The organism is Streptomyces sp. ActVer (assembly GCF_027270795.1).
Taxonomy (GTDB): Bacteria; Actinomycetota; Actinomycetes; order Streptomycetales; family Streptomycetaceae; genus Streptomyces; species Streptomyces umbrinus_A.
In genome coordinates this window covers 1-6,790 of the sequence record NZ_JAPWHT010000525.1, presented here as the reverse complement: position 1 = coordinate 6,790, position 6,790 = coordinate 1, and the positions used below count along the sequence as shown (strand labels likewise).

Here is a 6,790-nt window from a genome sequence, read left to right as displayed (position 1 = left end):
CGATCTGACTGGAGGCGGGCTGGCCGGAGGGCTGACCGGCGGCGGGCTGGCCGGCGGCGGGCTGGTTGCCGGTGGAGCGCAACGTACAGGGCGCCAGCGCCTCAAGACCCTGCGGCTTGGTGCCCACACGGCCGATGGCGATGACGATCCGGTCGATCGTCGCCTTCCGCTTGTCCTTCAGCGGATTCACGATCGCGTTCTGCGCGAAGTTGGCGTCCTGCTGAATCGCCCGCTGGGAGGTGGAGAGGCGCTGGTAGGCCTCGGACACCTGCTTGTCGAGCAGGGCAAGCTCCCTGTCGACCTGGGTTCGGGCCTTGGCGGGTACCGCCTTCAACTGCTGGCCGACGTCGGGGCAGTCGATCGTGGAGGACGCGGCCGCCAACGCCTGGTTCTGGGCCGTGCCCTTCGCTGCGCCGGTTTCGTCGGCAGAGGCGTAGATGTTGGCCGCGACCAGTCCGCCGGCCCCCATGGCCAGTGCCGCCGCAGCGCCCACCACCCGAACGGTGGTCTTCGACTTCTTTCGCGTGTTGCGTCTCATCAGGCCTCTCTAGAACATCCTCGGAACCGGCGGGACTTCCGGTGTGGGCGAAGCTTTCCTTTGATACGGATGTGGTCACAGGATGTTCACTGAATTCCCAGATTCATAGTTTCCTCCACCCGCAATCCGGGCATAGGAGCCGGACTCGGGCGCCGGAACGGTCACTTTCTCCGCGAGGAGTCCATGACCCTTACACGTTCGCCGCCCGTGAGGACGGGTCGCCGCCCGGCACCCAACAGGCGGAAAACAGAAGGGACGCGACGACTTCGGTCCGGCGCATCAGGCACCGCGCAGAAGCCGACGCGCCCCGGTGGAGCGGCCGCCGCGTCGCAACTCCACGTCAGCGCACCCTTCCACGCGGCTTCAGCGGCACGGGCGGAAGTTCGGGAGCGGGCAGCGCGGCACCGCCGTACCCCACCACCTCACCGAAGCGGGAGCCCGTCATCCAGTCCGCGCGGGCCTGGGTGATCTCCTCCTGGGAGCGGCCGATGAAGTTCCACCACATGATCAGCTCTTCCTCGAACGGTTCACCCCCGAGGAGCATGAGGCCCGCGTCCGACTCGGCGCGCAGGGGGAGTTCGGAGCGGCCGCAGCCGAGATAGAGCATGGAACCGGGCAGCAGCGGTACGCCGTCGACGTGGGCCTCGCCGGACATGGAGAGCACGGCGTACTCGAAGTCCGGCTCCAACGGGAGGCGTACGTCGGCACCTTGGGCGAGGGCCAGGTCGGCGCCGACGATCGGGGTGTACGTCGTGCCGGGTGAGGCGGCCCCGTCGACACTGCCGAGGATGAGCGTGGCCTCGATGCCGGGTGCGGTGACGACGGGCAGTTCGGCGTGGTGCTCGAACAGCGGGTCGGTGTGGCGGTCGCTGTCGGGGAGCGCGACCCACAGCTGGGCGCCGTGGAGGAAGCGGGCGTGCGACTTGGGACTCTCCTCCGAGTGGCTGATGGCCCGGCCGGACGTCATCAGGCCCAGCTCGCGCGGCCGGATCGTCTGGAGGCTGCCGGTGGAGTCGCGGTGCAGGACCTCGCCCTCATGGAGCCAGCTGACGGTCTGCAGACCCATGTGCGGATGCGGCGGGACCTGCATGCCGGGCTCTTCGGCGATGTCGTCGGGGCCGTAGTGATCGACGAAGCACCAGGCGCCCACCATGCGCCGGCCCAGGTTGGGCAGCAGACGGCGGACTTCGCTGGACTCGCCGAGCTTGACCCGGCGGGGACTGAGGAGTTCGCGCACCGGCTCCGCCACCACGAAACCCCGGCCGCCGCACAGAGCGGGAACTGCCTCGCGATCAAGATTGCTCATGGCCCACAACCTAGCCTCGCGAAGGACTCTTCGTCAGGCCATCCACCCGCCGATCGGCGGGCGCGGCGCCCGCGCCGAAAATACTAGCCATGTACATAGTAGCCATGTACTGTATCTCTCGTGAGTACGAATCCCGAGGGCGCGACGCCCGGCTTCCTGGTGTGGCGTCTGTCGATGAAATGGCGGGTCGCCGTCGACCGGGCGGTGGCGCCGCTCGGCCTGACCCACGCGCAGTATTCGCTGGTGGCGTCGCTGTACGGCATGCACCGGACCGGGATCCGCCCCAGCCAGCGGCAACTCGCCGACCACACAGGGCTCGAACCGCTGTACGTGTCGAAGCTCGCCCGCGCCCTGGAGGCCGCCGGGCTCGTCGAGCGCACGCGGGACCCCGCCGATCCCCGCGCGGTGCAGCTGACGCCCACCGACCAGGGTCGCGAGGTCACCCGCCGCGCGATCGGGATCGTGCACGGACTGCTGGAACAACTACTGACGCCGCTCGGGGGCCTCGACGGCCCACGCACGAAGGCCTTCAGCCACGAGCTGGCGACCCTGCTGGACGTACCGCTTGATCCGCCGACCGAGAACGAGACGGAGCAGTCATGACCACCGCCACACCCATCACACCCACCGTCAACGGCCGCGTCATCGCCCTGGCCCACTACGCGGGACGGGCCGTCCTGGAGCGCGTCCTGGCGCGTACGGGCAACACCTTCAACCAGTCGGTGACCCTCAGGGTCGTCGCGATCGCGGACACCCCCATCGCCCGTGACAAAGTGGCCGCGGACGTGACGGGCTCGCTGAAGATCGAGGAGTCGGCAGTACAGACCACCATCGACGAACTGGTGACGGCGAAGCTGGTCGAGGAGGATTCGCCGGACGGTTCCGGGCTGCGGCTCACGCCCGTCGGCCGGGAGCTGTACGAGCGGGTCACCGCCGAGACCAACCAGATCTCCGCCCGGATCTACGCGGACATTCCCGCCGAGGACCTGGCGACGGCAGGCCGCGTACTCACACTCGTCACCGAGCGGGCGAACGCCGAACTGGCCCGGACATAGCAGCCACCGGCAGCCACTCCAGGGCACTCGCGGAGGTCGTGGAATATTCAACGAAACGGCGTCGTTCTGCCCGTCGAAGGAGGTCGGAAGTGGACACGACGTACTACGACCACGGGACGTCCGCGGAGCGCTGGGAGCGCGCCCGGATGTTCTTCGACGCCAAGGAATACGCCGCCTCGGCGCGCATCCTCGACGGCCTGGTCGAGGAGGTGCCGGAGCAGGTGGGCCCGCGACTGCTGCTGGCCCGCGCGTACTACCACTCGGCCCAACTGGGCCGCGCGGAAACCCAGTTGAGGCTACTCATCGAGCGCGACCCGGTGGAGCACTACGCCCGCCTGATGCTGGGCCGCACCCTCCAACGCCAGGGCCGAACCGACGAGGCCGAGCCCCACATCCGCCTCGCCTCGGCTCTGGCGGGCGAGTTCGAGTCCTTGTGAGTGCCGGGAGAAGAGGTAGCGCCTAGAGGCGCGCACCGCGCAGCGGCGGGCTGAGCGCGGTCGCGGCCGCCAGGACGCAGATCGCGCCGCACCCGGCGAAGAAGGTCGCCGTACCCCAGAGTGCGGCGGCCAGGCCGGTGAGCGGAAAGAGCAGAGGGCTGAGCCCCAAGGTGCCGAGGGTCGTCACGGAGGTGACGCGCCCGAGGTACCGGGGCTCGGCCTCTTTCTGCAGCAGGGCGTTGCCCAGAACCATCGCGACACCGCTGACCGCACCGAGAAGCCCGCTGAGCGCGACAGCCGTTCCTGGTGTCGTGGCCCTGCCCAGCGCCGTGACCAGACCGGCGGTCACGGCGAGCGAGACCGCCACGACGGCTCCGGCGCGTGGTACCCGGCGGGCTGCGGCCGTCGCCAGGGCGCTCATGGCTCCGCCGACGCTGAACGCGGCGAGAATCCAGCCGAGTGCGGCGGCGTCCCACTTCCGTTCATCGGCGAGAAGGACGAGTCCGGCCGCGAGCGGGCCGCTGAAGCACATCTCGCCGAGGGCGACGACCCAGACGAGGCGGCGCAGCCGCCGGTGACCGCGCAGATAGCGGAGGCCGTCGCGCAGGTCGGCCGACAGAGGCCGGGGCGGATCGGATTCGACGGAACCGCTCAGATGCGAGGCGGGCTCGACGTCCCTCTCCCCCGGCGCCGTGGCGACCGTCGTCACGACGCCCGGTTTCATGCGCACCGCCGACAAGAGCCCCAACGACACCCCGAACAGCACCCCCACCACGGCGAATGCGCCCGTCGCCCCCACCACGGCCAGGGCGAAGGCCCCGACCAACGGCCCCACCGCGTTGCTGAACCGCACCGCCAGGACCCGCATGCCCTGTACGCGGGCCAGCTGCCCCTGGTCCGTGAGCCTCGGCGGCAGGGCGCCCACGGCCGGCATGAACACCGCGTCGACCACGCCGAAGAGCATGGACAGGGCGTACAGCAGCCATAGTTGAGGGCCGCCGGCCCAGGTCGCGGTGGCGGCACCGAGCAGCACCCCGCACCGTACGAGGTCACTGCCGATCAGGACGCGGCGCGGGCCGAAGCGGTCGGCGAGCACACCGCCGCCCAGCATGAGGACGGCACGGGGTATCGCCCCGACGGCGAGGACGACACCTACCTGTGCGGGCCCAGCGACCCGGGCAGTGGCCCAGGACAGGGCCATGAAGTAGGCGACGTCGCCAGTGACCGACGTGGTGTAGGCGCCCAGCCAGCGCAGGACGTCGGGATCGCGGAAGGCGGGCCTCGCGGTCACGTCTCGTCGGTGAGCAACGGGAACATCTGCAGCTGAACGGCCACCTGCTCGGCCCCCTCGGTCGGCTCCCCCGTCCGGTACCGCTCGATGACTCCCGCCAACTCCCGCTTCATCACGTCGAGTTCACCGGGTGTCAGGTGCAGGGTCTGGCTCATGAACGCGCTGACCCCGAACCACTCGTCGGGCAGGACCGGTACGACCTCGCCGGCCACCCTGCGCAGCATCTCGCCGTCGGACAGGGCCAGAGCCTGTACGTACGCACGGCTTTGAGTGGCGTCCGGTGACGCGGACGGGTCGTGCATCGAGATCCGGTGCCGCGCACGCCACCACCGGTCCCGCCGCGTTCCCCGCTCCGTGTCCTCCTCGATGAGTCCGCCCGCCGCCAGCCGCCGCAGGTGGTAGCTGGCCGCGCCGGAGTCCAGTTCGAAGTGCGTGGCCAACTGCCGCACGGTCGCCGGACCTTGCCGGCGCAGCCGGTTCAGCAGTGCGAGCCGCATCGGATGCGCCAGTACTCGTAGTGCGGCCGTGTCGAGGGTGATGTCGTCGTCCGCCATGGGCCGCAGCGTAGAACGCGAAGAACTCTTCCGGAAGAGTTCTTCGCGAACATCTCTTCGCAACCACATCGTTGCGGGCACCTCGTTACGGCCACCTCGTTGCGTACGGCCGGGTCCCCGCCCGAAGGGACCCGGCCGTACGGGCAACGGCGAGCCGCTACTTGGCAGTCGCGTACGTCCGCTTGCCGCGGCGGTGGGCGATCTCGCCCAGTACGACGTCCACGGCGATGAAGGCGGCCAGTGGGATGCCGAGAAGGGGGACGAAGTAGCCGAGGACTGCGATTGCCGCCGTCAGGGGGACCAGGACGTGGGCCGGGACCTGTCGCCAGGCGCCGCGCGGGATGGGGCGGCCGAAGGCCGAGGCTCGGCCGCGTTGCCACCACATTCGGTAGCCCCAGAGGATGAGGAGGATCAGGCTGAGGGCCAGGGCCATCAGCACGAGCTGGTTGCCGAGGCCGAACAGGACTCCGGTGTGGGCGTCGATGCCCCAGCGGGTCAGCTTCGCGAGGACCGGGTAGTCGGCGAAACGCACCGTGTCGGTGACCTCGCCGTTCGACGGGTCGACGGCGACCGCGTCCTGCTTGGTGGGCCAGCTGCGCTGGACCTGGCTCACCACGTACCCGGACGAGGCGTCGGCGGGCGGGACGATCTCCACCGGGTCACCCAGACCCTCCGCCCGCGCGGCCGCCAGCACCTTGTCGAGGCCGACACCGTTCTCGACGCCTCCCCCGGCCGAGGCGGAGCCGTGGCCGGAGTGCTCGCCGCCCACGGCCGCCGACACCGCGGGGGTGGCCTGGCGGAGCGAGGTGCGCAGTTCGTCGATGTTCGCGCCGGCGTACGTCGACCAGGTCAGTCCCGTCGCCGCGAGGAAGAAGAACCCAAGGGCGGCCCAGACGCCGACCGTGCCGTGCAGACCGAGTGTGCGCCGGCGGCCGCTGGTGCCGCGTATCTTGCGCTGCGTACGACGGCGGCCGAACCAGAGCACCAGACCGCCGCCCGCTATCACCCACAGCCAGCTGGCGGCGAGTTCGCTGTAGAGCCGGCCGTTCTGCCCGAGTTTCAGGTTGGCGTGGAACTCGTCGATCCAGGTGCGCAGCGGCAGGGCGCCGGTGGATCCGTACTGTTCGAGCGCGCCGCGCACCTTGGCGGTGTACGGGTCGACGAACACCGCCAAGGTGCGCGTCTCTTCGACGCCGGGGACCCCGGACAGCATCACCCTGGTGGTCGCGTCGTCCTCCGGCGAGGGGCGTACGGCGGAGACCGTGCCCTGCGGGTGGGCCTTGCGGGCGGCGGCGACCTGTTCGGATATCGGCAGCTTCTCGTCACCGACGGGGACCGTCATCTCGTGCGCGTACAGGATCTTCTCGGCCTGGAACGACGCCGCGTACAGGAATCCGGTCGTGGCGGCGACCAGGAGGAAAGGAGCGACAAGCACTCCGGCGTAGAAGTGCAGCCGCAGGACCAGGGGGCGCAGCGGCGACCAGGGGCCGCGTTTCGGGGAGGAGGCGACGGCTTGCGGGGACTCGTCCGTCTCGGTCGTGGGAGCGTGGGTCATCGGCGGGCTTGTCCGGTGGGGCGGGGGACGACGGGCCGTGCTCGGCCGGTGCGG

At 70.3% G+C, this 6,790-nt stretch carries 7 protein-coding genes and 1 pseudogene; 3 read left to right on the top strand and 5 right to left on the bottom strand.

All coding sequences use genetic code 11. The features are described from left to right. Nucleotides 1-538: pseudogene (locus O3Q52_RS46295) on the bottom strand (hypothetical protein); the annotation flags it as partial. A gap of 340 nt (nt 539-878) precedes the next feature. Further along, nucleotides 879-1,844 (bottom strand): pirin family protein, encoded by a 966-nt coding sequence (locus O3Q52_RS46290; protein ID WP_269654485.1) that lies wholly within the window; start codon nt 1,842-1,844, stop codon nt 879-881. 120 nt (nt 1,845-1,964) lie between these two features. On the opposite strand from O3Q52_RS46290, the gene O3Q52_RS46285 reads away from it, so the two are divergent. The 3 genes from O3Q52_RS46285 (at nt 1,965) to O3Q52_RS46275 (ending at nt 3,336) form a co-directional block, all read left to right on the top strand. Continuing rightward, nucleotides 1,965-2,447, top strand: coding sequence for a MarR family winged helix-turn-helix transcriptional regulator (locus O3Q52_RS46285; RefSeq protein ID WP_269654484.1), 483 nt, complete (start codon nt 1,965-1,967; stop codon nt 2,445-2,447). Continuing rightward, the gene (locus O3Q52_RS46280) at nt 2,444-2,899 is read left to right on the top strand and encodes a MarR family winged helix-turn-helix transcriptional regulator (protein WP_269654483.1); all 456 of its coding nucleotides are present in this window, start codon (nt 2,444-2,446) and stop codon (nt 2,897-2,899) included. The genes O3Q52_RS46285 and O3Q52_RS46280 overlap by 4 nt, the downstream gene beginning before the upstream one ends. 89 nt (nt 2,900-2,988) lie before the next feature. Then, nucleotides 2,989-3,336, top strand: a complete 348-nt coding sequence (locus O3Q52_RS46275) for a tetratricopeptide repeat protein (RefSeq protein ID WP_063997398.1) — start codon at nt 2,989-2,991, stop codon at nt 3,334-3,336. 22 nt (nt 3,337-3,358) lie between these two features. Here O3Q52_RS46275 and O3Q52_RS46270 read toward each other — a convergent pair whose 3' ends face one another. From O3Q52_RS46270 to O3Q52_RS46260, 3 genes are all read right to left on the bottom strand, one after another. Then, the gene (locus O3Q52_RS46270; RefSeq protein ID WP_269654482.1) at nt 3,359-4,627 is read right to left on the bottom strand and encodes an MFS transporter; all 1,269 of its coding nucleotides are present in this window, start codon (nt 4,625-4,627) and stop codon (nt 3,359-3,361) included. Beyond that, the gene (locus O3Q52_RS46265; RefSeq protein WP_269654481.1) at nt 4,624-5,181 is read right to left on the bottom strand and encodes a winged helix-turn-helix domain-containing protein; all 558 of its coding nucleotides are present in this window, start codon (nt 5,179-5,181) and stop codon (nt 4,624-4,626) included. The genes O3Q52_RS46270 and O3Q52_RS46265 overlap by 4 nt, the downstream gene beginning before the upstream one ends. A 157-nt stretch (nt 5,182-5,338) precedes the next feature. Next, on the bottom strand, nt 5,339-6,736 hold the full coding sequence (locus tag O3Q52_RS46260; RefSeq protein WP_269654480.1) for a PepSY domain-containing protein: 1,398 nt from the start codon (nt 6,734-6,736) through the stop codon (nt 5,339-5,341). Between the last annotated feature and the right edge of the window lie 54 nt (nt 6,737-6,790).